The organism is Klebsiella sp. KP20-425-1 (assembly GCF_025813515.1).
Taxonomy (GTDB): Bacteria; Pseudomonadota; Gammaproteobacteria; order Enterobacterales; family Enterobacteriaceae; genus Klebsiella; species Klebsiella pneumoniae.
In genome coordinates this window covers 109,827-132,650 of record NZ_CP109615.1, presented here as the reverse complement: position 1 = coordinate 132,650, position 22,824 = coordinate 109,827, and the positions used below count along the sequence as shown (strand labels likewise).

General features: G+C 50.4%; 34 protein-coding genes. 1 reads left to right on the top strand and 33 read right to left on the bottom strand.

Annotated features, from left to right (window positions below):
• Nucleotides 1–11: 11 nt before the first annotated feature.
• The 18 genes from traU to traM all read right to left on the bottom strand — a co-directional run bounded on the left by traU (nt 12) and on the right by traM (nt 12,989).
• A complete protein-coding gene (gene traU / locus OHJ17_RS26245) occupies nt 12–971 on the bottom strand; it encodes a conjugal transfer pilus assembly protein TraU (protein WP_229295972.1) in 960 nt (319 codons plus the stop codon).
• Nucleotides 972–1,014: 43 nt separating this feature from the next.
• On the bottom strand, nt 1,015–1,641 hold the full coding sequence (traW, locus tag OHJ17_RS26240) for a type-F conjugative transfer system protein TraW (RefSeq protein ID WP_064343535.1): 627 nt from the start codon (nt 1,639–1,641) through the stop codon (nt 1,015–1,017).
• Nucleotides 1,638–2,030, bottom strand: a complete 393-nt coding sequence (gene trbI / locus OHJ17_RS26235; RefSeq protein WP_064343534.1) for a type-F conjugative transfer system protein TrbI — start codon at nt 2,028–2,030, stop codon at nt 1,638–1,640. The genes traW and trbI overlap by 4 nt, the downstream gene beginning before the upstream one ends.
• The gene (traC, locus tag OHJ17_RS26230; RefSeq protein ID WP_064343533.1) at nt 2,030–4,669 is read right to left on the bottom strand and encodes a type IV secretion system protein TraC; all 2,640 of its coding nucleotides are present in this window, start codon (nt 4,667–4,669) and stop codon (nt 2,030–2,032) included. The genes trbI and traC overlap by 1 nt, the downstream gene beginning before the upstream one ends.
• 92 nt (nt 4,670–4,761) lie before the next feature.
• Nucleotides 4,762–5,145: a hypothetical protein gene (locus OHJ17_RS26225; protein ID WP_042946290.1), complete on the bottom strand. Its 384-nt coding sequence runs from the start codon at nt 5,143–5,145 to the stop codon at nt 4,762–4,764.
• Nucleotides 5,146–5,232: 87 nt separating this feature from the next.
• Nucleotides 5,233–5,532 carry a hypothetical protein gene (locus OHJ17_RS26220; RefSeq protein WP_181726264.1) on the bottom strand — a complete coding sequence of 100 codons (300 nt, stop codon included), beginning with the start codon at nt 5,530–5,532 and terminating at the stop codon, nt 5,233–5,235.
• Complete coding sequence (locus tag OHJ17_RS26215; RefSeq protein WP_064343532.1) at nt 5,529–5,930, bottom strand: hypothetical protein; 402 nt, start codon at nt 5,928–5,930, stop codon at nt 5,529–5,531. The genes OHJ17_RS26220 and OHJ17_RS26215 overlap by 4 nt, the downstream gene beginning before the upstream one ends.
• Nucleotides 5,931–6,013: 83 nt before the next feature.
• Nucleotides 6,014–6,202, bottom strand: a complete 189-nt coding sequence (locus tag OHJ17_RS26210; RefSeq protein WP_053390286.1) for a hypothetical protein — start codon at nt 6,200–6,202, stop codon at nt 6,014–6,016.
• A gap of 612 nt (nt 6,203–6,814) precedes the next feature.
• Nucleotides 6,815–7,399 carry a type IV conjugative transfer system lipoprotein TraV gene (gene traV / locus OHJ17_RS26205; RefSeq protein WP_064343530.1) on the bottom strand — a complete coding sequence of 195 codons (585 nt, stop codon included), beginning with the start codon at nt 7,397–7,399 and terminating at the stop codon, nt 6,815–6,817.
• Nucleotides 7,400–7,432: 33 nt separating this feature from the next.
• Nucleotides 7,433–7,867: a conjugal transfer protein TraP gene (locus OHJ17_RS26200; protein WP_020322358.1), complete on the bottom strand. Its 435-nt coding sequence runs from the start codon at nt 7,865–7,867 to the stop codon at nt 7,433–7,435.
• Nucleotides 7,860–9,281, bottom strand: a complete 1,422-nt coding sequence (gene traB / locus OHJ17_RS26195; protein WP_053390199.1) for an F-type conjugal transfer pilus assembly protein TraB — start codon at nt 9,279–9,281, stop codon at nt 7,860–7,862. The genes OHJ17_RS26200 and traB overlap by 8 nt, the downstream gene beginning before the upstream one ends.
• Nucleotides 9,281–10,015, bottom strand: coding sequence for a type-F conjugative transfer system secretin TraK (gene traK / locus OHJ17_RS26190; protein WP_064343528.1), 735 nt, complete (start codon nt 10,013–10,015; stop codon nt 9,281–9,283). The genes traB and traK overlap by 1 nt, the downstream gene beginning before the upstream one ends.
• On the bottom strand, nt 10,002–10,568 hold the full coding sequence (gene traE / locus OHJ17_RS26185; protein WP_064359954.1) for a type IV conjugative transfer system protein TraE: 567 nt from the start codon (nt 10,566–10,568) through the stop codon (nt 10,002–10,004). Before traE ends, traK begins: the two co-directional genes overlap by 14 nt.
• Nucleotides 10,569–10,583: 15 nt before the next feature.
• Nucleotides 10,584–10,889 (bottom strand): type IV conjugative transfer system protein TraL, encoded by a 306-nt coding sequence (gene traL, locus OHJ17_RS26180; protein WP_064343526.1) that lies wholly within the window; start codon nt 10,887–10,889, stop codon nt 10,584–10,586.
• Nucleotides 10,890–10,902: 13 nt separating this feature from the next.
• Entirely contained in the window at nt 10,903–11,271 is a 369-nt protein-coding gene (traA, locus tag OHJ17_RS26175; RefSeq protein WP_064386081.1) for a type IV conjugative transfer system pilin TraA, read from the bottom strand.
• A 64-nt stretch (nt 11,272–11,335) separates the two neighbouring features.
• Entirely contained in the window at nt 11,336–11,497 is a 162-nt protein-coding gene (locus OHJ17_RS26170) for a TraY domain-containing protein (protein ID WP_172686697.1), read from the bottom strand.
• A 160-nt stretch (nt 11,498–11,657) separates the two neighbouring features.
• Nucleotides 11,658–12,359 carry a hypothetical protein gene (locus tag OHJ17_RS26165; RefSeq protein WP_094898581.1) on the bottom strand — a complete coding sequence of 234 codons (702 nt, stop codon included), beginning with the start codon at nt 12,357–12,359 and terminating at the stop codon, nt 11,658–11,660.
• 237 nt (nt 12,360–12,596) lie between these two features.
• Nucleotides 12,597–12,989 carry a conjugal transfer relaxosome DNA-binding protein TraM gene (traM, locus tag OHJ17_RS26160; RefSeq protein WP_053390193.1) on the bottom strand — a complete coding sequence of 131 codons (393 nt, stop codon included), beginning with the start codon at nt 12,987–12,989 and terminating at the stop codon, nt 12,597–12,599.
• A 433-nt stretch (nt 12,990–13,422) separates the two neighbouring features.
• On the opposite strand from traM, the gene OHJ17_RS26155 reads away from it, so the two are divergent.
• A complete protein-coding gene (locus OHJ17_RS26155; RefSeq protein WP_001568108.1) occupies nt 13,423–13,908 on the top strand; it encodes a transglycosylase SLT domain-containing protein in 486 nt (161 codons plus the stop codon).
• A gap of 32 nt (nt 13,909–13,940) precedes the next feature.
• Here OHJ17_RS26155 and OHJ17_RS26150 read toward each other — a convergent pair whose 3' ends face one another.
• The 15 genes from OHJ17_RS26150 to OHJ17_RS26080 all read right to left on the bottom strand — a co-directional run bounded on the left by OHJ17_RS26150 (nt 13,941) and on the right by OHJ17_RS26080 (nt 22,528).
• Complete coding sequence (locus OHJ17_RS26150) at nt 13,941–14,270, bottom strand: DUF5983 family protein (RefSeq protein WP_053390269.1); 330 nt, start codon at nt 14,268–14,270, stop codon at nt 13,941–13,943.
• A gap of 32 nt (nt 14,271–14,302) precedes the next feature.
• A complete protein-coding gene (locus OHJ17_RS26145; protein ID WP_004152492.1) occupies nt 14,303–15,124 on the bottom strand; it encodes a DUF932 domain-containing protein in 822 nt (273 codons plus the stop codon).
• Between the two features lie 829 nt (nt 15,125–15,953).
• Nucleotides 15,954–16,367, bottom strand: coding sequence for a helix-turn-helix domain-containing protein (locus tag OHJ17_RS26140; protein WP_023287139.1), 414 nt, complete (start codon nt 16,365–16,367; stop codon nt 15,954–15,956).
• Nucleotides 16,368–16,646 (bottom strand): helix-turn-helix domain-containing protein, encoded by a 279-nt coding sequence (locus tag OHJ17_RS26135; RefSeq protein WP_004152721.1) that lies wholly within the window; start codon nt 16,644–16,646, stop codon nt 16,368–16,370.
• Nucleotides 16,636–16,956, bottom strand: a complete 321-nt coding sequence (locus tag OHJ17_RS26130) for a type II toxin-antitoxin system RelE/ParE family toxin (RefSeq protein WP_004152720.1) — start codon at nt 16,954–16,956, stop codon at nt 16,636–16,638. Before OHJ17_RS26130 ends, OHJ17_RS26135 begins: the two co-directional genes overlap by 11 nt.
• A gap of 80 nt (nt 16,957–17,036) precedes the next feature.
• Nucleotides 17,037–17,261 (bottom strand): hypothetical protein, encoded by a 225-nt coding sequence (locus OHJ17_RS26125; RefSeq protein WP_014343499.1) that lies wholly within the window; start codon nt 17,259–17,261, stop codon nt 17,037–17,039.
• A gap of 10 nt (nt 17,262–17,271) precedes the next feature.
• Nucleotides 17,272–17,484 (bottom strand): hypothetical protein, encoded by a 213-nt coding sequence (locus tag OHJ17_RS26120; RefSeq protein WP_019706020.1) that lies wholly within the window; start codon nt 17,482–17,484, stop codon nt 17,272–17,274.
• Between the two features lie 60 nt (nt 17,485–17,544).
• Entirely contained in the window at nt 17,545–17,901 is a 357-nt protein-coding gene (locus OHJ17_RS26115) for a hypothetical protein (protein WP_019706019.1), read from the bottom strand.
• A 631-nt stretch (nt 17,902–18,532) separates the two neighbouring features.
• Nucleotides 18,533–18,883: a hypothetical protein gene (locus OHJ17_RS26110; protein WP_023287104.1), complete on the bottom strand. Its 351-nt coding sequence runs from the start codon at nt 18,881–18,883 to the stop codon at nt 18,533–18,535.
• Nucleotides 18,880–19,152, bottom strand: coding sequence for a hypothetical protein (locus tag OHJ17_RS26105; protein WP_023287105.1), 273 nt, complete (start codon nt 19,150–19,152; stop codon nt 18,880–18,882). Before OHJ17_RS26105 ends, OHJ17_RS26110 begins: the two co-directional genes overlap by 4 nt.
• Before the next feature lie 458 nt (nt 19,153–19,610).
• Complete coding sequence (locus tag OHJ17_RS26100; RefSeq protein WP_048213845.1) at nt 19,611–21,149, bottom strand: IS66-like element ISKpn24 family transposase; 1,539 nt, start codon at nt 21,147–21,149, stop codon at nt 19,611–19,613.
• A 48-nt stretch (nt 21,150–21,197) separates the two neighbouring features.
• Entirely contained in the window at nt 21,198–21,545 is a 348-nt protein-coding gene (tnpB, locus tag OHJ17_RS26095) for an IS66 family insertion sequence element accessory protein TnpB (RefSeq protein ID WP_000612626.1), read from the bottom strand.
• Nucleotides 21,542–21,946, bottom strand: a complete 405-nt coding sequence (gene tnpA / locus OHJ17_RS26090) for an IS66-like element accessory protein TnpA (RefSeq protein WP_053390087.1) — start codon at nt 21,944–21,946, stop codon at nt 21,542–21,544. Before tnpA ends, tnpB begins: the two co-directional genes overlap by 4 nt.
• Nucleotides 21,947–22,311: 365 nt before the next feature.
• Entirely contained in the window at nt 22,312–22,431 is a 120-nt protein-coding gene (locus tag OHJ17_RS26085) for a type I toxin-antitoxin system Hok family toxin (RefSeq protein ID WP_159376494.1), read from the bottom strand.
• Complete coding sequence (locus OHJ17_RS26080; protein ID WP_004150508.1) at nt 22,376–22,528, bottom strand: DUF5431 family protein; 153 nt, start codon at nt 22,526–22,528, stop codon at nt 22,376–22,378. Before OHJ17_RS26080 ends, OHJ17_RS26085 begins: the two co-directional genes overlap by 56 nt.
• Nucleotides 22,529–22,824 lie beyond the last annotated feature (296 nt).

Below are 22,824 nucleotides of genomic sequence, written 5' to 3'. Positions count from 1 at the left end.
AGGGACTCCATTCAGAGGTAGACACAGTTACGTTTACGCCACATCAGGTAGCCGTAGTTTTTCCGCGTGTTGGGTGGATTTCTGCCCGCCTCCCAGCGCATCACACTGCGCCCGAGAGGGTGGCACTGACCGCTGTCCGGATACATATTCACCATCTGATAGCGCCACCGCTCTTTTGGGATGATCGGAGACGGGTATTCGTAGCAGACCGCCACATCTGCGCCGACGGTCTCCATGATTTGTCCCTGCCGGTGAAGCTTGTAGGCCATTCGCTCACTGAGTAACAGCGATGACTGCAGGGGACTGGACTCGTTGCTGGCCCAGCCAGAAAACGGGTACATCGAACCCTGAGAGCCGGCGCACCAGAACAAAATATCGAGTGGTTTGTTGAATGCACTGGCAATCGCATCTGCCGCACAGGCGCCCTGGGCGATCGGGTTAGCAAACAAAATCGCTTCCGGATTCAGAATGGTGGTCAGGCTGCTGTCCACCCAGGTCGGGTCGATTTCGGATAAATAGGCAATATCCATATCGCCTCCTTCCAGGCACCCGGCTGAGGTCATGATGTTCAGCCAGTAGGTCAGCGGATACTTGTACCAGTGGACGTGATAGAAGGCCCCGTTCACCTGCCTGTCATCCTTCTTAGCCGTACCCATCCCGGTCTTGCCGAGATTGATACTGAATCCCCCGAGGTTCACCATGCAGCCAGGTGAACGGCTGACATCCGTCATGGCCATCGGCTCCCAGTAGCCAATCGCCAGACCGATACGAACAAATATCGGGGGCGGTGCGGGACAGTACTGAACCGGACTGGCCGGATTCACGGTATCCGGGCCACCTCCGGCCGCAACCGACACACTCCCGATGGACATCGGAAAAATGCATTGCCAGCAGACATCGGTGATCGGGTTAACAAAACGTCCCTCGCAGGAGGGGTCCGCAGCCGCACTGAGGCTGTATCCCCACATCATCAGGGCACTCAGAAACAGGGTCAGGGATTTCACTGAAACGTCCTTATTTAACAGGAAAGGTTTCGATATTCAGCCGCTCACCGGAGGGCGCCGGCGTAATACGCGCCGGCACACTGGTCAGGCCGAACCGTTTTGAAAGCACACCGTTCTGGTCAAAATAAATCCGGCTGTCCAGCGCAGCCGAGGTGTCAGGGACGCTGCCCCGGACCAGGATAATCTTGCTCATCAGCGTTTCCGGCACCTGGCGTTTCATCCAGGCTATCTGGTCAGGATCGTCGCCGTTGATAAAGTACAGGGTCTGCATAAAGGGCACGGTTTTCAGGGGATTGATGAGCTCGCCCTGGTGAGCAAACACCCGCCCTTCGTTATCCTTCAGGTCTTCCGTCAGGCGAATGCTGGGGTCAAACCAGCGTTGCGCATATTTCTCCGCTCTGTGCAGCCCCTCCACCGGGGCCGGGCGCTGGCTGTTCTCGATCACCCGCTGCTTAAACTCGCCCATTGTCTTATCCCACTGGCCGGATTGTTGCAGTCCCTGCAGCCGCTGCGTGATAAGTTCCAGCATGTCCTGCTCACGGACGGGCCATAAATCCCCCCAGGTTCCGAGGTCGGCGGCATAGGTCAATGGCGACAACAGACAACTGGCTAGGAGGTAACGACGAAGACGTATCATTCGCGGCCTCCTTTCATCCGGCGGGCGATGTCCGTCTGGATTGTCCGGGTCACATCGGGAGCGCCCTGAACCACCGCCGGCGAGACCAGGATGAGGACATGATGTTGTAGCTGGTAATCCGCCAGGCTCTGCTCCAGCGCACTGTTAAACCGCTCCGACAGCGCTTTGGACTGCGCCTCTGACAGCTGTTTCTGACTGACACTGTCCATAAAACTGTCGAGCGTTTTCTTCATATCAAAGGCCACCACCCGCGGCGTGGTGTACTCCAGTACCACCCGCGTGAGGAAGACGTTGGTCGCCAGCGTGAAGAGCACCAGGGCAACGATGACGGAAACCCGGCGGAAGGTTGAGGACGTCGTGCTTGTCTGTTTTTCTGTACTGTTTTCCATCAGGCTGTATTCCTTACGTTATCGCGTGCGATGCGGGCTTCCAGCTCAGCCATTTCCGCCGGGAAGTTAAGGCAGGCCAGCTCATACACCGCGTCATGAATATCGACACCCTCCTTCCGACGCGCCTGGATAAATTCAAAGTCCGCGCCTTTGGAGGAATACATGGCCCGGCTGAGCGGGTCGACGAACAGACGATGCCAGGAGCAGTTCGCTTCCACCTGCAGCATGAAAGAACTGAACCACTGCTCTTTTGCAGAGCCGAAACTGTTAATCATGTCCTGCTCCATCTTTGAGAACTGATCCGGATACAGCTGGTTATATTTGGCGAACTCTTTGGCTGACTGTTTGAGGATCGACTTGTACGAGGAGTTACCCCAGGCCGCCCGGGCTGCGGTGGATGCGGTGGGAGAATCGAAGTCGACTATATTCTGGGTGATGGTGATGTAGGCACCGGTATGCCGGCGCGCGGTCCGGTACCCTTTCTCAATAAACTGCCCCACTTTTTCGTTTTTGAAATCGAGCAGTTTCCAGCCTTCGTCAATGACGTTGAGCTTTTTCAGGCTCCGGGGGGACTGGTACATCCGGTTCTCGATATAGATAATCAGCGAGAACATGACGGCAATCAGCAGAGACGGGCGCGATTCAAGTCCCCCCAGTTCCAGCACCACCATCCGGGCGTCATCGCGCAGGGTGGGTTTGTCCGAGTTAAAGTACTCCCCGTAAATCCCGTTCACCGTGTACTGATCGAGGAGAATAATCATCTCGTCCAGGCGGCTGCGGATGGTCGGAGAGTCGGCATATTCCTCACTGTCTTTGGCGCTCTGCAGGAACGCCACCACATCATCGATGCGGGCATGCGTCCCTTTGCTCAGCCAGGCCGCCTGCACAGCCTGCAACAGCAGGCCTTCGTGGACCTCATCCAGGTTACCGTTCGGACTGGCCATCACTGACATCTGGTCACGGATACGTTCCGCGGAGAGGTCAAAGTGGGCATCATCGAGAATATTGGCGAACGGGTTAAACTTCAGCGAATCACCATCGAGGTAGACCCCGCCCATGTTTTCGCACAGGGACTTATAGCCATCCCCCATATCGAACACCCAGGCAAAACCGCCGGAGTCCAGCACGCTGCGGATCAGCGGCTGTATCAGCCCCGTTTTACCTGCCCCGGAGGTGCCGCAGACCGCCATATTGAAGTTGGTGTTATCCATGCCTTCATAAAAAAGGTCGATATACGCCAGCTGGTTGCGGTAGGTCGGCGCCAGCAGACCGGCCGGGGCCAGCGGGCTGTCGGCCACCACGGGCAGAAGATTGGCGACCTGGAACGTTTCGGCCCGTTTGACCACCCCGGCCGCCTGCAGCTCTCTGAACAGTCCCTCACCGGATTTGAAGGGCAACATGGCCAGAAAGTTACGCAGGTGATGGTAGCGGGCAGGGATCAGCTGGAAACCGCCTTTACGAAAACTGTTCAGCACCTGCTGTTCGGTGGTGAGTGAGGCTTCAACATTGTCCTGGGTATAGGTGGTGATATTGAAAAAATATGACACAAGGCTGGTCTGGTTGGTCGCCAGACGCTGGCGGATATCACCCCATTCTTTGACTTCTTTCTCCACTGACGGGAAGTATTTGGCGTAAGAGGTTTTGCTTTTCTTCTCCAGGTCCATGAACTTCAGGTTGGCTTCATTCTGGGTCTTCACCTGGTCTTCCACCATCAGTGTCAGTGTGATCACAAACGGACAGGAGATGGAGAGCTCAGGGCTCAGTAAATTGGCGTAGTTATCCGCACTGGTCCAGAGGAAGGCAATTTCCGGGTCACGTTCAAGGTGATAGCTGGTCACCCTGGTGACTGTCTCTTTCCCGTTGTGACCAAGACGACCGATCTTCAGGTGCCCGGCCGTGACCTTCATGTCAAAACTGTCTTCCACACACTGATAGTTGAGGTCCTGATACGGGTCCAGTTTATAGGGTTTGTGATACATCTCCCCCGGATCAGGATTAATCACTTCACGCATCAGTTCGACCAGCGCGGCACCGTCCATAACACGCGTGGGAATATAGGCGCCACCCAGTGAGGCGCGGATAATTTTGACCTGGTTCTCAAGCTCGACTATCTGTGCTTTGCTTTTCTTTTTTCTCGGGATACAGCAGGAAATAAAGACCCGATAGTTCCGCAGGGTCAGGGGTAAATCCATGCTTTCCGGCAAAGGGAAGCGGGTTTCTGCCGCGCGGAGATAATAGGCACGGGTAATGGCGTTGAACTTCTCCGCCTCCTTACCGCTCCAGCTAAATTCACGCAGCCCGTACTCAATGTCGTTCCCGACGAGCTTACTGGACACCAGATTAATAGTGAACGGCACGCCACGAGGGATTTTTGTCCGCAACAAATGCTCCAGTGTGCCGACAATATCCTTGTTTGCCCCCGGCAGGGGTCGGGCTTCCAGCATAAAGCCGATCGTTTTCGTGTTAATAAAAAGCCCTGTTTCAGAATCATAATCCTGATAGGGTAAAATCCGGCTGAACTGGGGGAAATTCATGCTGCCCAGCGTGTCATTCGCTTTCGCAGATTCATCAGGTAACTGTAGTGCCGACACAAGCGAGTTCACGGCCTGAGCGACGGTATCCATCAGGTTATTACGCATGTGAGCGTTCCTTAATGAGCGTTTAAATAATAAAAAAAGAGATGAAGCAGCAAACAACAGACATGTCAGACGCTGTATTTTTTATGGGATAACTAAGCATATCTAAAAGTGAGTACAGGGATGAACACTAACATCATCATCGAGGTGCCCAGTTGCCAGATAAAAATAACATCCGACAACAGTGCCCCCTGCCATAAACAGATAAGAAGCGAGATAATTAATGCAGCAACATGAAAAAGAATAACAGCCAAAAAGAGCACCCCTGAAAGCTCTCCGTCACTGACATCAACTCTTAAACAGGCAATATAAAACACCAGTAAGCTGCAGATAATAAACACACCGTCATGGCGTATACTCTGAATGAAATCTGGTGTGTACTCTCCAGCCAGTCCGTTGTAAGTCAATCTGACACCCAGATAGATGAGCCAGTACAACGCAGGAATAAGCAAAAAACCATACTTTTTAATCAAAGCCATAATTAAAAAACCTCATTAATAATTATTATGCCAACCGGGTAAATTCATTTATCGCCAGCCTTATGTAATTGCCACTGACGGATATATTCACCCCTCATCGGAGCGGGTTTTACTTAATACCTGAAGTTGCTTATTCCTCTCGTTACACTCTGAGGCTATTTTATTCGCTGAGCGAAGGGTTAACGGCTTCAGGTTATTACGAAGCACCATCCAAAAAGCCTCTCCCGCACAGGGTATTTCATGAGAAATATCCAGCAACTGTTCTTCGGTCGCTATTTTGTCACCTCTGTATTCCGAGTCATAAAGATAAAACAAAAAACCTGCAAAAATGATTATTACAGACAAACTAAGAACATGTTTAAACCAGCTCATCTCATCTGATTTCATTTATTTTTAGCCTTATACAATTGCCATTCAGAGATATAACGATAATATTTTTCGGACGGTACATTGATGATAACCCCGGCGCAATCCAGTCTATTCACAGGCTCTGAAAAGGCACCATCCCGAATGTTGACTTCCATCAGTTTGCATTCTGTGTGCCAGTGTTTACCTGCTTCCAGGTCATCCATTGATACCGTCATAATCAGGATGGGGAGTATCCCAGCCAGTCCCACCACGGCGGCCAGTGAGCTCCAGATAAAGGTGTTCCCAGCGTTAAAACGGCTTTGATACTTCTGTGGGATTGCACACATTGATGCTGCCAGGATGCCCCCCACAATAAAGAGCGCCAGAAATATTCCCGCTATCCATCCCAGATTGATACCATAGTAAAATGCGTTCATTTCAAGTTTCTCCTGGTATCGTTCGGTGGCTCACTGGCTTTGATTTCAATATTTTCATCTTTATGATGTTCAGCACCACGTCCTCAACGTTCCTCTTTGTACCAGAGCCTGACACAAACAAATCGATATTCTTTCACTATCGTTTCAATCGACATTATTGAAACCGTATTGTTTTCAATCCATTCATTCATATCAATAGTCGCTTGCTTTTCATCCTGAGAGATAAAGAATGTACTCTCTTTAAGACCAGTGAAATCTTTAAAGTTAATCATCCTGCATCACCTCTGATTTTTAGATTTGTTATACGCAGATACTGCCTGGTCGTATTTTCCCTTCACCACATTAACAACGACCCCGGAACAATCCAGTCGATTAATGTTACCAGTTAAAAAACCGGTAGGAATATCAACCTCCTTCAGAATGCAGTCAGCTGACCAGTATTTACCGTCCTTAATTAAATCGTCATTGCTGGGTTGTGTTAATTTAAAAAAAAACATTACACCCACCAACACAACCATAACCAAACAAAAGCAATTTATAATCCTGTCATCCCACATGTTTTTTATCACCTCTGCCTAATCATTTAACTGTCTAACCATTTAAATACCATAACCACGCCTGTAAACACCATAATTAAACAGACCCATATAATCGCCGTAAAATCAGATGTCTGACTTCCTTCTTTCACAGCACCGAGCACTGATAAAAAAATCAATCCACCAGGGACCATCAAAATAAGTGCTATAACCAGACAGATGGGTTTCAATTTACCTTTCAGCATAAAATATTTATGTACGCTACCGCCCATCCCTTTCAACGCACAGGGCACTCGTTTAAAGCCAGTAATAAAAAGAGATATACAGCGCCATTAACGGCGCTGTTGATTAGTTAATGCGGGGCTGGCCCCATGCCGATGGCTTAACCACAAATACAACCGTTGTGGGCTGGTGATAAACATCATCTGAATCTACATACGGCGCTATCCACAAAGACGTTGTCTCCTCCCCTTTTCTCAATGGCCGGGGATAATTACCTGGCAGCGTTGACGGTGACGAAAACGTTGACGCGACCACCGGTAAAGACATTTTTACTACCGGCAAAGACTGGCTCCGTTTCTCGGTTTCGAAATATGCTGCTTCATTCTTTGCCGTTGGATTATTTAGGTACACTGCACGTGCTCGATCTTTTTCCACGGCCACTCTGGCCCGGGTCAGGTTGGGCTGTGGCGGCAACGGGTACGAATTAACTGACGTTGTTCTGAAATTACCCTCAGCCAGTTGTGGCAACCCTGCCGCAGCCGGCTTTGCCGAAGCACTTTCCTCTTTTGCTTTCGCCTTTTCATTGGCCTGCTCCATCGTCATACAGGTATCCGATGTCGTGGCATTACATTCAAATTCCGTCTCTGTGCCCGCGCACCCGGTTAAAAGCAAAGCGCTGCCCAGAGGAATTAACAGTATTAATTCCTTCATATATTCACCTGTCCTCTGTTTATTTATTAAAAATTAATATCCCGTCACTCCGGTCCGGGGAGTACTCCCGATAACTATCGAGCCCCCCGTAAATACCATCGCCATCAGCAGCCAGAGCCAGAGAATATTTTTTGTGTAACCCTGGTCGATATGTGCTGCGTACCCTGTCGCATCCGTACTGACAGTCGTGCAGGCTTCCTGTAAAACCGGAGACAGCAGTGGCTTCACCGCATCACCATTAAGTGCTTCACGCGAAGCTGGCCCCGTGCAGTCGTGAATGACATATCCTTCGCGTTGCACCGATTCAATGGTCTTCACCAGCATCTGCCCGGGCGTGTTATGCCCAGTCCAGAACACAACGACAACCAGCAACATCATCATACCGAGCGGATACACCACCGCATACTGAACCAGCCAGTGAGTCCAGCGCAGCGTTGACAGAACGAGAGTGATGAGAGACTTAACCATTGTTTTCTCCCTGAGATGCAGCCCCTGGCGAGAACTCGCGCGGGTCAAGCTTGCCCAGTTTCTTCAGCATCTCATCGGTATTAAAACCATTGAGGTTCCCGCCGGATTGCTGTGACCTGCTCTCGGGTTGTTCAGGTTGTGCCTGGTTCTGCGCCTGTTGTTGCCCGTTCTTTTCCGCTTCCAGCTCTTCAATGGTTTTCAGCTGGAAACCGTCCTGGAACACCACCGTGACTTCGTTACCGGCACCAATCGGGATGACCGGGTGATACTGTTCAGCGCGTTTGATGTAATACTCACTCAGGGTCTGTGCGGCTTTGGATGCCCCGCCGCCAATCCCCATCTTAAGCACATCCCCGGCGCCAACGGATGCCGTTGCACCCAGGCCAACAGCAGGTTGCGAAGCCCGCTCCATGCCCTGACCAATCCCGTCAACAAAGCCTGCGCCCCAGGCCCAGCCGAGGATTTTGCCGTTACGCATCACCACCTCGCCTTTCACACCGTTCTTGCCCATAAATGAGACGTGACCGTTAATCGGCTGGTCGATGGTTTTATCCCCTTTGATGCAGCTGATATTGCGGGTCCGGACAATGGCGCGCTCACTGGAGACATCCCCCCAGGCTTCCAGGCCGACAAAGCAGCCGGTCAGGTCATAGGTTTTACTGTTCGGCATTTCCACCCGACCGATGATGCGTAACTGCATCGGTACGGTTGATTCATTCCCGGTCACGGAAGCATTCGCATCGGCGCCTTCGATCAGACTGCTTTTCGCAAAACTGCCTGACGGGATATACGGCAGCTCCCTGCCCTTTTTCCCTTTGTTGTAGATGAACGTTTTACGGTTGATCTGGTTCGGTACCGGTACAGACTGATAACTGACCTGCGGGGGTTGCACAGCACCGTTACCCGGATAGAAAGCGGTCGGCGGCGGTACCGCACCACCAGGCTGTGGCGGATAATTTGCCGGTTGCGGTTCACCTTCCGGCCCGGGTGCCGGAGAGGGAGGGGTCGGCGCCGGCTCTCCACCGGGAACGGATGGCCTGACGCCCAGCGTCCTCAGTTGCTCCTGCATCGCGGCATTCTCATTGCTGAGTTGCTCGATACGAACCTGATCGGCAGCACGGCCCTTACTCAGTATGTCCACTTCGCCCTGCAGTGCGCCAAAGCGCTTGTTCAGGTCCGCAGCAGTGGCCTGCATCTCCGTTGTCGCATGCTGCTCCACTTTGCTGTTGAAATTACTGTCAACCACGCCTGTCATATCCGGGGCAGGCTCTCCCTGCACGGGGGCCTCTTCTTCCGAACTCAGGTTCAGGTCAGAAAGATACATTCCCCCCCCGATGGCGCCCGCGCCACCGACCAGAATGAGGCCCAGCCACAGGTACTGCTTACGTTTGATGATCGTATTGAAGTTGGCCATCAGCGCCCCCCTTCAGAGGTGGTGATCCAGACCTGCATCCGGCCACCACCGGTCAGCTGACCAGCAGGACTGCTGAGCATGATGGCGCGGGTGCCGGGTTGCCAGAAATCGCTTTCGCGGATCATTCGGGGCGAAAAACTGATATTTTCGAGGCTGTAACGCACCACTTTCAGGTGATGCCCGGTCCAGACTTTTTCCGCTGTCGCACGAAGACCAGCGGGCACCTGCAGTGATTCCGATGTGACAGGAACAGCCTGGTATTCATCAGGGATCTGGCCCTGGCGAACAGCACGGTTCAGGGAAACCAGAATGCCTTCATACGGACTGGATTCTTCCCATGATTTAGCGGGACCCGGTGTCCCCACGAGCTCGGAGACCAGCTGGATAGTCCGGCCAACCCCGGCGCGTGGTACCGCCCGGATGGAAAAGTTCAGTCCGCGCTCGGTTTCCACAATAAACGTGAACGGTTTTTTGCTGACCGTGGCCAGAATGGCGCCACCGCTGTCGGTCTGCTCCTGGTTTGTCAGACCGCCGTCCAGACTGTTAATCGCGGTGATACGGTCACCGGGAACGGTGAAGAGGTTGGGGTCCGTGTTACTCACGGCGATGTTTGCCTGTCCGCCGTTCGCCAGGGGAACAACGGTCGGCGCCAGCGTACCGCTGAGGGTGGCCGATATCGCAGGTAGCGAAAAGAACAGGCAACCGGAGAGAAATAACGGGTTAATTTTTTTCATTATTTATTTCTCCAAAACGCGCCAGCCAGCTGACACCATCCACACGATTAAACTGCAGGACGTAACTTTTAATTTCACTGTAGGGGGCAGAATCCCCTATCCACGTTTTCAGTTCTCCGCGGATATCCACCCGATTTTCAGCCGGGTACGTACGGACAGACGTCATATAAAAAGAGGCATTCACATTGTTGTCTTTTATCCGCTTAGCATCTTCTGCCAGCTGGATTTTGAGGCTGTTCTGCGCCCCGGGAAAAACATACCGGAGCAGCTGGGCATGCTGGGCGTCGACCGTTTCCGGGGTGACATTCAGACGCAGCGCAATAAAACTCAGTCCTAACTGTTCAAGATAGGATGCGTCCGCCTGATTCTGAGAAACAGCGAAAGGTGCATTGAACAGCATGGGAGTCACAGCCACTTTCTGTTCGGTCTGCAGGCGGTAATTATTAATACCCTGAATAATATTCGTGGTCAGACTGAGGCCCAGGACTGTCCCCAGACAGATATAACCCAGCGCAATAACGCGCGTGGTATTGAGCCTGGCTCCATGTTCCATATGTTAATTCCCCGATTATTTAATCCACTGCCGGAAACAGGAGTCCGGAACATCATGAAAGAAGCCTTTAAGAAGGGAGGTTGGCAGATACCAGTAAATCAGGTCGCGTAGCCAGGAACTGCCCCGCCCTTTTTTCAGTTTCTTGATACCCCAGAAAACCAGTGCCGCTGCGGCCATACCAAATAAGAACTTACTGGTCCAGAAACCCCAGCCGAGACAAATCACGGCCGGGATAAGTTCATCAAGATATAAGCCAAACCAGCGGCTCTGGTTTGTCAGTGTTTCCGGGAAACGGTATTTCTTTAATTCGTCTCCCGTCATCACCTTTATCCTGTTAGTAACCTGCGACCGACATACCGACGGTAATAAAGGTCGAAATGATGGCGAAGCCAAACAGGAACTTCACGTTTTTGGTCATCATATACATGATGCCGCCCGCGATAACTTCAGCCAGAACAACCCATTTGACCACGCTGGAAGACTTGCCGAAGGTGCCTTTCACGGTGGTATCACCGGATTTCATCAGGTCTGTTGCGGTGGTGGTGGCCATAGCAACGTCCGGGAAGAACGATGCCAGAACAGCCAACGGCAGCGCAGCCTTGGTCACTTTCAGCGCTGTCTTTTTATTGAAAACGCGTGACATAAAAGACGGTTTGGTTTCTTCAGAGAAAGCATTTCCCTGAACACTTAATACAGCATTCATATTTATTTCCTTTAAAAAGAATGATTATTTAAAACAGCTAGAAAACTTTAAACTACATAATTTATTATGTCTTTTTACCTCCTGGCTCAGTGATTTCTGAATTATAAAAATCCGGGAAACGTTCAAGGTGATCTTTCAATCGCAAATATGCCTCAGACGTTTTACTTCTTCTGCTTCTGTCTTTAGCTTTGATTAGCCGACGATTAGTCTCTTCATCCAGCTTCAGAAGCACATTTTTTCCTGGCGCAGATCGTGCGTTACTCCTAACCGCTCTTTCCAATCGTCCTCCAAAAAAACAGTTAATAAACTTTAATAAAGTTTACATTGACAAGAACAAAAGTAAACAAATAAAGGTGGGATTTTGAGTAAATCCCACTTACATTCATTTACCGGAAATGTCCTTTGATTATAGAAAACCCTTTTCGGGCAAGAGGCTTTGATATATTAGAAATGAGTATATGGTAAAGTGATGATGAGATTTGAAGTAAAATTAATTCATCCTGGTTACTAACCTTTAATACCCTTCGTATTTCCAAGGAATAATTTCTCGATGTTTTCTCACTAATACCAATAAGATTTGAGATCTGACCATGAGTAAAGCCGAAGGAGTGTAAATGTAGCACATACCATTTATTAACGTTCTCCTTAGCCAAAGAAGATATAAGATCGAGAAAAGAATTTTTAAAGGAAACCAACTTATCGGAAAAATCAAAATCCAGAGTTTTAATGTTAACAAAAGTCCACTTCGTATAAACCCTGTCACATACAAAAAAACCTTCAATTAAAATGCTACAATTATATTTACCGATCGTAACACCATCAACGATTTTCCCCCCTCCATATGTAATTACACGGACATCTTCCTCGTTAAGAGATCTTAAATCAGAGTGTGAGAATAGAGAAAAAACCTTACTTATATTAATATCTTCTAAAATTTTTGAAGTTAACAATAGATTGCTATGGACGATGATACCCGATGAATCCCGAATGAGACATGGACAAGACGAAACATCAGCCAGATGGAATAAAGAATTCACCAATTCCGTTTGACTGCATACTGAGTTTTGACTACGATCCTTCGCACACATAGGTTGCCTCCTTAGAAGGTTCTATGGATAGTTAGCGTCAGAGGGTGCATCCTCTGACGCTAATGTTTCTCAATTTTTAAACTACACCTGAATTATAAAACTCACTTTCAATAAAGTCACCAAATAAGCATAGATCTTTATTCTGAATAATCATCAATGAATAGAACAATTATTCATCCTTGAATAAAAAAGCACTCTATTTATACAATCAATCACCTTTCTACGAAAAGTCTTATTCTACTCTTCGTCTTCGCTCTCCTCGTCAGGGAAAAATCGGAGCATAACCTCCTGAACATCATCCCGGATATTTTCAATAAGTCCCGGCCACTCCCATCTCGGATTTCCACTGACATGAGGACTCAGGCATTCAATGCCGAGAACTTTATTAACTGTAAATTGCGTTTTAATCACACTTTCCAGTAAGGCCTTGTTGAAGGCCATCTGATTGAAACCAGATTCTTTGCGTTCCATCTGAGCTTCATAAACACGCAAGCCTAGTTCCAGCAACATTGTTGATATGCTTGAAAAGCTGATGTCCTTATCTTTTGCCCCTTCAACACGTCTTTTCTCAACAATCGCATTAATTTTATCAGCAACCTCATCACTGACATAAGCCTGAACTTTAGCCACGTCATACTCCTTATAAAAATCCAGATTTCATATTTTATAAACTCCAGCCATTACGCATGAATCGTCCACGATTCGAATCGTGAATCGAATCTAGATTCATACTGTTTTTTTGCAATTCACCAGGCGAATCACATCACGAATTGAATCTAGAGTCAATTCACCTTAACCACCTGAATTTAATATTATGAATCGTAAGCGATTCATTAGCGATTCGTTAATGAATCGTCGGTAATTCATTGACGATTCGCTATCGTATAATCTTATATTAAATAAATTAATTTAACTCACACTAAACCACTGTTCTTAAATGCAAATCTGCAAAATTTTAATTTTGCGTAGTGTGTGGTGATTTTGTGGTGAGGAGTGCATATATGTTGAGTCTCGGTCTTGGATGGGTTAAGGTTATTCCGGGATTTGGCACGGAGGGGAATTCATGAAGGGAGTAGCGTTTGGTATCATCCTGTCTTTAATACCATTGTCATCAATGGCAGCAGACTGCTTTGATATGGCTGGCAGGGATTACAAAATTGATCCGGATCTCCTGCGTGCTATATCATGGCAAGAATCACGATTTAAAATTGATGCGATTGGGCGTAATCCTGTTACGGGTTATGGATCAGGCTTGATGCAAATTGACTCGCAGCATTTCAACGAACTGTCGCGATATGGAATAAAACCGGATCATCTTCTTAGCGATGCTTGTCTTAACATCTACACCGGAGCCTATTATTTGGCTCAGGCGTTTAAAAAGTGGGGCGTTTCGTGGGATGCAGTCGGGGCATACAATGCAGGCTTCAAAAAGACCCCGCGCCAGGCAGCAAGACGTTACGAGTATGCGAAGAAGATCCATTACTACTACACGGCTATCAAAGCAAGCAAACGAACTTCTTCTAAAGATCAGAAAATCGCCATGAACTAAAAAACCTTCTGATATAAGAAGGCTTGAATTTCTTAAAAATCTACGGCATCTATACCTGGATAATAATCGGCATCACTATCAAAATGAAAAAGCAGATACCCGCCCTCCCGGTGCATTAGTATGAGATTTTTGCGTAAAAATTTTGACACCCCACCTCTTTTTAGCGCCAGAAGATGGCGTTTGAAATCATACATCCTTATAACACAACCATAAGGTGTATCATGTATCCACTCTAAGTAACTATCGCAAGTTAGATAATTGGTTCTTGATGAAAGCACCTGAAGAACTCTGATATCACCTTCTTCCATATGTGAAATACTGATACAGACAGCTTTAAATTCAAACATAAGTATTCCCACCATCAAAACGCCGGACAGCTGCCCGGCGCTTATAATTAGCCTTTAAGAGTGCGGAATTTCTCCGCAATTAACCACAATGCCTTATTGAGTTTAACATCACCATCGATTGCTTTTACTGGCCGGGTTGTTGTTCTTTTCCCTTTTTCAGTTCGGCCAGGCAAACCGCCTTTAATCAGATTTTCCTGGACCCTTTGATATGTAGTCCAGATGTCATCTTTTTTATCTTCATAACGGCGCGGATGAATTATCTGTTCAATACTGACCGGAGATTTATTTTCATCTTCATATCGGTAGGTTAATGCAGCTTGTCCAAACAGACGCTGTTCTTCCTTGGTTAAGGCAATAGACTTCATGACATCAACGCCTTCAGTTATTTTATCGAAAATTCCCAGAACTTCGTAAGCACCTTCGATAACCCTTCCCACAATATCACCTTTATGAGGTACACGAATCTCACCAAACGACGTACCGCACACAAGGCCATTTGTGCATACAAAACGGAACATACCCGGGATCATTTGATAACTGGACGATCCATCATGCGAGTTAAGAAGAATGATTTCGGGTACTTCTGTTCCTTTATTGGCCCCTTCACGGCGAAGTCTTACCATATGCTTAGTATGCCCCCGTTTATCCTCATCCCTTACTCGTGACTGACAGGCAAAAAATGGCTGGAAACCTTCTTCACGTAATTTATCCAGCAGTGTAATGGTTGGAATATAGGTATAGCGATCACTACGTGAATTATGCTTTTCTTCTGAAAACACAGAAGGTACAACCTTGACTAATTCATCGTTAGTCAGTGGGCGTTCCTGACGAATGGAATGAGTAAGTCCAAATCGGGATGCTAAACGCATATTATTCTCCTTCACCTGTTTAATTTTTTAACCATCACCCGTTGAGTTGCCGGGGCCGCGGTTTTGACTTTGTGCGGGGACCTGCTGAACCTGCCCCCTGGATATAACCTTCACCCGTTTGAGAGCCGTTCGCCGCAAGGGCGTAAACGAGCACGGCCCGGTGCAGATGTCCGGGGGTGAGCGGGAAATTTTTTTCGGTCCAATGAAGCGGCAGCGGAATGGCCGGGAAAAATTTATTGCGAAAGGCCCTGCCGTCCCCTGGACAGCAAGACGGGTTGTGCTTGTCTCAGCCCCGGCGAATGGACTCAAACGGGTGATACGGGTACCAGGGGAAAGGAGCAGGCACCCGCCGCAACGACGAAGAGCGCGGGCGCGAAACGGCGTTGCCCCGCAGAGTGCCGGCAGTCCTTCGCCGGCACGGTGAAAGCGGCGCGGCCGGAACGGTCGCAGCAAGCGCTGCCGTTGACCTTGACGTCAGACATCAGACACTAGCCGTCAGGCCCGAAACCGCTTGCGGGTTCGGCGGAGCTTACCGCGTCTTTTCGCGGTTAGCGGAGTGTGGCTCGACGACCGGACAGCGCAGCTGGCCGGGAGCCGAAGGTGTCCAGTATGGGTGTGCTTTTAAAGCCTTTAAGGGTTAAAAAGAGACATCACAGCAGGGAGGAGAAGAGGAAGCAGACAGACAGCAGGCAGCAAACAGGGAAGACGCGGAAAGGAAATGCGGGCGGCGCGTCAGCGCGGCCCGGTTTTCCCGGCGCCGCAGGCGCGCGGTCTTTCGAGGCGCGGCCAGACGGGGACCGATGCCCCCTTCGCCTGCTCTGTTCCCGAATCAGTCAACAAACATCGAGACCGGGATTTGAAATCGATTTGCCAGCGCCCGCATGTGATCGAGGGTCAGACTGCGTTCACCACTGAGGATCCGGCTGACGAGTGATTTGTTGCCTATCTCGTTTTCAAAATCGGACTGTGAAAAACCGCGTTGCTGCATAAGAACCCGCAGCAACGATACACCGTTTTTACCAGCTTCGATGCGCGTATTAAATTCTTCAAATTCCACCGCGTTATCTTCCCAGGCATCGATGCGGGCAGTCAGCATATCAACCAGCGGGCTGTCCGGATCATGTTCCAGAAGATATTCAACGAGTTTACGTGCCTCTTCGTAATCTTTGCGGGACGAACTGCCACCCAGCAGAGGGACAATACTCGCCAGGTCATTCACCGCTTTATTGGCATCGCTAATCATTCAAACCTGCTGAATTTTAAAGTTAACACCGCAGGCTCTGGCGTACCGAACCAGCGTCTGAATACTCATTCGCGAAGCGTTCTTCTCCATACGTGAGATAGTAGGCGCTTTGATGCCCATACGTTCTGCAACCTGTGCCGACGTCAAACCCGCTTCTTTTCTCCATGTTGCTAAGGTTTCCCGAAGTAGCTCCGAGGCTTCTTCTGCCTCGAATGCCGCGCTGTACTCATGATCGTTCATTGCTTCGGTATGAACCTGGCTAAGGGTTTTATATTTCATTCTGCATTTCCTCCAGTCTGCGAAGTGCCTGATCTATTTCTGCCGGGGGCGTTTTTGGCGATTTTTTGATAAAGATCCGAAGTAGAAAAATACGTTCACCACTCTGATATACCCAGATTCCGCGGGCGATATCTGCCCCCATTGTACGTATTTCGAAAAGGCCGTTTCCAAGCGGCTTGGTATCTGGCTCGCGTAGCTGGCGAGGGTTTGCTTCCAGCTTCATGAGTAGCCTGGCCATTTTTGCACGAATGGCAGCAGGCAGAGCCGTAAACTCTTTTTCAGCCTCATCATGAAAGATGACTGTGAACATGAATGTAATCTCTAGTCCGTATGTGTATACGTTAGCTTAAAAGCTAACTTAGCTCAAGAGCTAAGTTAGCTGACTTCTCACTACCCGATCTTTACAATCTCAATACCCAGCATAAGAGCTATGAATTCCGCTTTGTTCTGAAGCAACCAGGTGCGTGCTTCGGGTGCCTGAGCTTTGCTGATATCGATATCAAACTGATTAAGCGCTGCAGCATCGGCGTGTCCGAGTGTAATACCGCGCCACTGCATCCCCGCATAATAGGCGTTCCCTGCCCCCTGCTGGATTTGTCTTTTCACGTGTTCCATTGCCCAGACCTCATTCCACACCCAGACGGCGGAACATATCGGCGATGATATTCCGGCGCGTATATGAAGCACCTGCGGCTTTCAGATCGGCCAGCACGTTATAGGCGTAACTGGCATCCTTTCCATGAAAAGCGATCACCTTTTCCGCTTTTGGTTCAAAACAGGATGGGGAAGTTTCCCGGGAGAAAACCTCTGATGAGTGTTGATGGCCGTATACTTTCATTTTGCGTTACCTCTGGTCTTTAAGGGATGGCAGCGATATGCCGCCATCCGTGTTTATTTCTCAGCAGTCGTTTGCCGCCAGTTCACTCATCAGTACATCCCGTGCTTCCAGCGCGCGTTCCTCTTCGGCTAGCGTCAGCAGATAGCCGCGCTTTGCCGCAGCGCCCATTAACACCGGACGGTCTTTCAACGGAAGCGCATCCAGATAATCCAGCGCACCACCCAGCAGATGGGCCTGATACAGCTCGTAATGCATCCCGCAGCACCGACCAGCCTTTTTCTCGATACGTTCCAGCACTACATCGGCGCGGATAACATCGAACGGGTTTCGGGAATGAATGTTGCGCACAAAACCGTCAGTCCGGAGGGTTGTGCTTTCTTTGGTGGAGGGTTTTACGTTGACGTTTTGTGTGCTCATCCAGTTTTCTCCTCTTTCTGGTTTTCTGTCTGTTAAAACCATCACCCGTTGAGTTGCCGGGGCCGCGGTTTTGACTTTGTGCGGGGACCTGCTGAACCTGCCCCCTGGATATAACCTTCACCCGTTTGAGAGCCGTTCGCCGCAAGGGCGTAAACGAGCACGGCCCGGTGCAGATGTCCGGGGGTGAGCGGGAAATTTTTTTCGGTCCAATGAAGCGGCAGCGGAATGGCCGGGAAAAATTTATTGCGAAAGGCCCTGCCGTCCCCTGGACAGCAAGACGGGTTGTGCTTGTCTCAGCCCCGGCGAATGGACTCAAACGGGTGATACGGGTACCAGGGGAAAGGAGCAGGCACCCGCCGCAACGACGAAGAGCGCGGGCGCGAAACGGCGTTGCCCCGCAGAGTGCCGGCAGTCCTTCGCCGGCACGGTGAAAGCGGCGCGGCCGGAACGGTCGCAGCAAGCGCTGCCGTTGACCTTGACTTCAGACATCAGACACTAGCCGTCAGGCCCGAAACCGCTTGCGGGTTCGGCGGAGCTTACCGCGTCTTTTCGCGGTTAGCGGAGTGTGGCTCGACGACTGGCCAGCTTTGCTGGTCAGGAGCCGAAGGGGTCCAGTGGTGTTATGCCTTTCTTATCGTTCCAGGCGTTCGACGGTGGCCAGCAATTGCGGATAGGTCGCTGACTGACACTTTTCGTACAGTGATTTAGCTGCGGGTATCCCTTCCAGATAATCATCCGAGTCCCGAATTTCCTGAGCCAGATATTCAATAAAGGCGGGTTCGACAACGGAGCCATTCAGCACATTAAGCAGAACCTGTGTTTCGTCTTTATCGAGAGGAAGGGCACAGGCACGAACCAGATGCGCATAACGATCAAAGATATTATTCAGCCGTTCAGTCACCCCTTCCCTGTGGGAGTTCAGATGTGCTCGCAGATTAGGCGAAGGTGTGAAAGAGGGGTTGCGGGAGATCTCTTTTTTCACTGGTTATCCTCAGAATACTGGCCCGACATAATTAAGAATTTGCGCCGCTCCCTCACGAACTGTCGGTACCATTTACGGGCAACACTGGCAAGATCGTCCTCAGAAGCGTCACAGTACAGCGTACTGCCCATAAACCCTCCCCCACGGCAAATCTGAGCACCTGAGTTACCAGAGTGTCCCTGAGACTCCAGGTGAACATAGCCACCACTGTCGGGTGCGTAAAAACTGAAAATTTCGCCGGTTTTACGGGATTTTATCGTGAAGTTCATGCTGGCTCTCCTTTGGCTCACCCGCGACTGCGCTTCGCCTCACTGAGTTAAGTGGAACAATTTCTGTTCATTACGCAATCAACTGTATGACAGATGTCATACATAATCAACAAAAAAAGCCTGCTTAAAAAGCAGGCGAACATCACTGGATCATATAAGGCATGAACTGCAGTATCACCTGGCAGACCGGGCGACTGATTTACCAGGAAAGCGGATACCGCGCATTGCACGAATAAGTTATAGCAGCACTTTTCCGGAAGGAAAACCCGCCCGGCAGGCGGGCGGGTTAAGTGCTATGCAACCTGATGTAGCGCCGGGTTTCCCCGGGGAGCCTTTGGACAGCCTCACTGACTCGTGGACTTTTAACTCTGCCGTTGCTGTTTCCACCCCTCCGTAAAGAGGGCTACGCTACAGAACGAACGTAAGCGTGCAGCGAGAACCGTATTGACGGGGATGTGTTATTCATTTGGCAATGCTACGCGCCAGGGGAGCAGTTCGCTGACCCGGTTTATCGGCCAGTCAGCTATAACATCAAGCACATGGCGAAGGTAGCTTTCTGGCTCCACTCCGTTCAGTTTGCATGTCCCGATCAGGCTGTACAGCAGCGCTCCCCGCTCTCCTCCATGATCCGAACCGAAGAACAGGTAGTTTTTGCGGCCCAGGCTGACCATCCGTAGCGCATTCTCAGCTATGTTGTTATCTGCCTCGGCCCAGCCGTCGTCAGTATAGTAAGCCAGCGCCGGCCACTGGTTCAGTACGTACGTGAACGCTTTCGCCAGTTCTGAGTGTCGCGACAGCGTTTTCACCTTTTCACGCAGCCAGCTTTCCAGGGATTTCAGCCGCGGTTTAGCTTTTTGCTGACGTTCTGCAAGGCGTCGCTTCGCCGGCATCCCCCTTATTTCCGCCTCGATGGCATATAACTCACCGATCCGTTTCAGGGCTTCCTCCGTCAGCGCTGACGGGGTGCGAACGTGCACATCGTGGATCTTGCGGCGGGCATGAGCCCAGCAGGCAGCTTCCGTTATCTGTCCATTGCGGTACAGTTCGTTGAACCCGGCGTACGCATCCGCCTGCAGAACACCGCTGAAGCCAGCGAGATGGCTCTGCGGGTGGATACCTTTTCTGTCCGGGCTGTAAGCGAACCACACTGCCGGCGCCAGCTCTGACCCGGCGTTACGGTCGTCACGAACGTACGTCCACAACCGCCCGGTCTTCGTTTTCTTATTACCTGGCAACAGCACCGGGACAGGCGTGTCATCAGCATGGAGCTTACCGTCAGTCAGCACATAGTCCTGAAGCGCCCCTTCCAGCGGTGACAGTAGCCGGCAACACGCATCCACCCAGCCCGACAGCAGTGAGCGGCTCAGCTCCACACCCTGGCGGCCGTATATTTCAGACTGGCGGTACAGCGGGGTGTGCTCTGCATACTTTGAACTCAGCACGCGGGCCAGCAGCCCCGGTCCTGCGATACCCCGCTCGATGGGCCGTGAAGGCGCGGGGGCCTGCACGATGGCATCGCACTGAGTACAGGCATGCTTTTCACGTACTGTCCGGATAACCCGGAAGGCGCTGCGCATCAGCTCCAGCTGTTCGGCGGCATCTTCACCCAGGTAACTCAGCGCACCACCACATTCCGGGCAGCATGACGCTGCCGGCAGCAGCCGTTTTTCGTCACGGGGAAGTGATTCAGGGAACGGTTTGCGGGTACGGGTCTGCCGCAGCGGGCGCTGCACGGCCGGGTCATCCACCCGGCCGGTAAGGGTATCGCTTTCTTTCTGCAACTGCTTAAGGTCGGCTTCCATCTTCGCGATACGGCGGGAGACTTTTTCGGAGCGGCTGCCGAAGTTCATCCGGCGCAGCTTATCCAGTTGCGCCTGCAGGTGATCTATTTCGCGTTCACGCTCGTTCAGCTTTTCCAGAAGGGCACGGTTCAGCGCCTCCTGTTCGGCAAGGAGACGTTTCAGTTCATCGATATCGTCAGGAAGTAAGCTGTTCATACCGGGTATATTACCAGGCTCATTCAGCGTCGACCAGGATAAAGAGGCCTACAACATAGTCAGTGACGTAAGCAGTCTTTTAGGCTGCCGCCAGTCGATACCTTCAAGGAGCATCGCCAGCTGTGCCGGTGTGAGGAACACTTTGCCATCCCGGGCTGACGGCCAGGCGAAGCGGCCGCGCTCCAGCCGTTTGGTCAGCAGACACAGTCCATCGCCGGTAGACCAGAGGAGCTTTACCTGACTGCCATTACGCCCACGGAAGATAAAAACGTGACCTGACATCGGATCGTCTTTCAGCGTCGTCTGCACCTTTGCCGCCAGGCCGTTGAAGCCGTTTCTCATATCGGTGATGCCAGCGACCAGCCAGATCTTTGTCCCTGATGGTAATGGGATCAACGTTTGAGCTCCCGTATCAGCAGGTTCAGGATATTTTCGCTGATGGCGCCATTCAGACGGAGTGATCCGTGCCGGAACGTCACTTCACAGCTGATATTGAGTGATTCAGGTGCCGCAGCAGCTACAGGTTCTGACCGGGGGGAGGTTGCAGGGACAACATCTTCGGCATCAAGTGTTATCGGGAGCAGCTCAGGCACGTTGTTTTCTGTTGTTGAAGGAGGACGTAGTTTTCCTTCGCGCCAGTACTGGCGCCACTTAAACAGCAAATTATCGTTGATCCCATGCTCACGAGCGAGTTGCGCTACGGAGATCTCTGGTCGATGCGAGAGTTCAACCATTTTGATTTTGAACTCAACGGGATAATTAGGGCTTTTTTTACGCACTGCGGTTAATGATTTCATGGATAGCGTCCACCATATTTGGTGTCCATTATCCTCTCAGGAATTTCAGGATCTGCCAGACGGTGCTGAGACGACGCTTACGAACGAACTTATCACCAGAACCCAAAAGTTCACAATCAATCGCTCTTTTTTTCAGACTGATGACAGGGTGTTACGAAGAATGAAGGATGTTAATGTGACTTGCGATTCATTGAATCCGTGTTGTAGGTAGATGAAAGCTTTTTGCCCGCCTGTCGCGCGGGCTTTTTTTCCTGCTTACAGGAAAAAGGGGCTACCGGTGAACGGTAACCCCTTCATAAAGGCGCTTCAGGCTTGTCAGACATCATCTCCCCTGAATGGCGGGGGCTTCCCCCCGCCGGGGTTAGCTACTTAGCGGATTCGTAAGCCAGAAAAGCCGCCACCTCCCTGTTCGTGTCCCTGTACCGGATTTCACAAAGTGATTTCCGGGTGAGGTAAGTGAATATCAGCAGTGTGAGGCACACTATTAATACGCACCCGAGCAGAGTGTTTCGCGGCAGTTTCATGGCCTTCTTCTCCTTGCCTTGCGGCATCTAAGAGGCTATCCTGATGTTGTCTAGGCATACAGGTGGCCTCGTGGTGTACTGACCCCAAAAAGTTGGACAGAATAAACGAGGCTTGACGATAAGAGTTCGCAGAAATGCGAGCTCTTTTTTGTTTTTAGGTGTGGATGAATTAACGTTTAAGTAGTCGAATTATCCATATTATTCACTACCTACACTACTGTTCACTCATTTTCAATGCTGTTGTAGGGCTTGCTCGCAAAACCTTTGGGAATCACTGAAAAGGCTAGAAATATGATCTATGCCTATCATTGTAGCCAAGGACATATCGATTTGCTCGTTATGTCCTCTGTCGGA

Coding starts and splice junctions, on each gene's coding strand:
- traU (WP_229295972.1), bottom strand. CDS start 971: ATGATGTGGGGATACAGCCTCAGTGCGGCTGCGGACCCCTCCTGCGAG.
- traW (WP_064343535.1), bottom strand. CDS start 1,641: ATGATACGTCTTCGTCGTTACCTCCTAGCCAGTTGTCTGTTGTCGCCA.
- trbI (WP_064343534.1), bottom strand. CDS start 2,030: ATGGAAAACAGTACAGAAAAACAGACAAGCACGACGTCCTCAACCTTC.
- traC (WP_064343533.1), bottom strand. CDS start 4,669: ATGCGTAATAACCTGATGGATACCGTCGCTCAGGCCGTGAACTCGCTT.
- OHJ17_RS26225 (WP_042946290.1), bottom strand. CDS start 5,145: ATGGCTTTGATTAAAAAGTATGGTTTTTTGCTTATTCCTGCGTTGTAC.
- OHJ17_RS26220 (WP_181726264.1), bottom strand. CDS start 5,532: ATGAAATCAGATGAGATGAGCTGGTTTAAACATGTTCTTAGTTTGTCT.
- OHJ17_RS26215 (WP_064343532.1), bottom strand. CDS start 5,930: ATGAACGCATTTTACTATGGTATCAATCTGGGATGGATAGCGGGAATA.
- OHJ17_RS26210 (WP_053390286.1), bottom strand. CDS start 6,202: ATGATTAACTTTAAAGATTTCACTGGTCTTAAAGAGAGTACATTCTTT.
- traV (WP_064343530.1), bottom strand. CDS start 7,399: ATGAAGGAATTAATACTGTTAATTCCTCTGGGCAGCGCTTTGCTTTTA.
- OHJ17_RS26200 (WP_020322358.1), bottom strand. CDS start 7,867: ATGGTTAAGTCTCTCATCACTCTCGTTCTGTCAACGCTGCGCTGGACT.
- traB (WP_053390199.1), bottom strand. CDS start 9,281: ATGGCCAACTTCAATACGATCATCAAACGTAAGCAGTACCTGTGGCTG.
- traK (WP_064343528.1), bottom strand. CDS start 10,015: ATGAAAAAAATTAACCCGTTATTTCTCTCCGGTTGCCTGTTCTTTTCG.
- traE (WP_064359954.1), bottom strand. CDS start 10,568: ATGGAACATGGAGCCAGGCTCAATACCACGCGCGTTATTGCGCTGGGT.
- traL (WP_064343526.1), bottom strand. CDS start 10,889: ATGACGGGAGACGAATTAAAGAAATACCGTTTCCCGGAAACACTGACA.
- traA (WP_064386081.1), bottom strand. CDS start 11,271: ATGAATGCTGTATTAAGTGTTCAGGGAAATGCTTTCTCTGAAGAAACC.
- OHJ17_RS26165 (WP_094898581.1), bottom strand. CDS start 12,359: ATGTGTGCGAAGGATCGTAGTCAAAACTCAGTATGCAGTCAAACGGAA.
- OHJ17_RS26155 (WP_001568108.1), top strand. CDS start 13,423: ATGAAGGGAGTAGCGTTTGGTATCATCCTGTCTTTAATACCATTGTCA.
- OHJ17_RS26150 (WP_053390269.1), bottom strand. CDS start 14,270: ATGGTGGGAATACTTATGTTTGAATTTAAAGCTGTCTGTATCAGTATT.
- OHJ17_RS26145 (WP_004152492.1), bottom strand. CDS start 15,124: ATGCGTTTAGCATCCCGATTTGGACTTACTCATTCCATTCGTCAGGAA.
- OHJ17_RS26140 (WP_023287139.1), bottom strand. CDS start 16,367: ATGATTAGCGATGCCAATAAAGCGGTGAATGACCTGGCGAGTATTGTC.
- OHJ17_RS26135 (WP_004152721.1), bottom strand. CDS start 16,646: ATGAAATATAAAACCCTTAGCCAGGTTCATACCGAAGCAATGAACGAT.
- OHJ17_RS26130 (WP_004152720.1), bottom strand. CDS start 16,956: ATGTTCACAGTCATCTTTCATGATGAGGCTGAAAAAGAGTTTACGGCT.
- OHJ17_RS26125 (WP_014343499.1), bottom strand. CDS start 17,261: ATGGAACACGTGAAAAGACAAATCCAGCAGGGGGCAGGGAACGCCTAT.
- OHJ17_RS26120 (WP_019706020.1), bottom strand. CDS start 17,484: ATGAAAGTATACGGCCATCAACACTCATCAGAGGTTTTCTCCCGGGAA.
- OHJ17_RS26115 (WP_019706019.1), bottom strand. CDS start 17,901: ATGAGCACACAAAACGTCAACGTAAAACCCTCCACCAAAGAAAGCACA.
- OHJ17_RS26105 (WP_023287105.1), bottom strand. CDS start 19,152: ATGAACTTCACGATAAAATCCCGTAAAACCGGCGAAATTTTCAGTTTT.
- OHJ17_RS26100 (WP_048213845.1), bottom strand. CDS start 21,149: ATGAACAGCTTACTTCCTGACGATATCGATGAACTGAAACGTCTCCTT.
- tnpA (WP_053390087.1), bottom strand. CDS start 21,946: ATGAAATCATTAACCGCAGTGCGTAAAAAAAGCCCTAATTATCCCGTT.
- OHJ17_RS26080 (WP_004150508.1), bottom strand. CDS start 22,528: ATGCCTAGACAACATCAGGATAGCCTCTTAGATGCCGCAAGGCAAGGA.